1 protein-coding gene is annotated in these 255 nt (G+C 63.5%); it reads left to right on the top strand.

The genetic code is table 11. The annotated features are described in order from the left end of the window. Positions 1–255, top strand: a 255-nt coding sequence (locus VSR82_RS40330; RefSeq protein WP_498858957.1) for a transposase, incomplete at both ends; no start/stop codon positions are given.

The raw sequence follows: 255 nt of genomic DNA, 5'->3' as shown, positions 1-255 counted from the left end.
TGGCGTTCAAGAAGGCGCTGATCGAGCGTGCGCTGGGCGCCGAGCTAAAACATCACCTGGGCTATCCGAGCGGAGGCCAACGCCCGCCGGAGTCGACCAACCAGCGCAACGGCAGGAGCGGCAAGACCCTGTTGACGGAGGACGGCCCGTTGCGGGTAGACATTCCGCGCGACCGTGACGGCAGCTTCGAACCGATCCTGATACCACGGCACGAACGCCGCTTTACCGGCTTCGACGACAAGATCATTGCGATGT

It is taken from the genome of Burkholderia sp. JPY481, from assembly GCF_038900515.1.
Taxonomy (GTDB): domain Bacteria; phylum Pseudomonadota; class Gammaproteobacteria; order Burkholderiales; family Burkholderiaceae; genus Paraburkholderia; species Paraburkholderia youngii.
The sequence above is the reverse complement of the archived record's forward strand: the minus strand, read 5'-3'. Positions and strand labels throughout refer to the sequence as shown.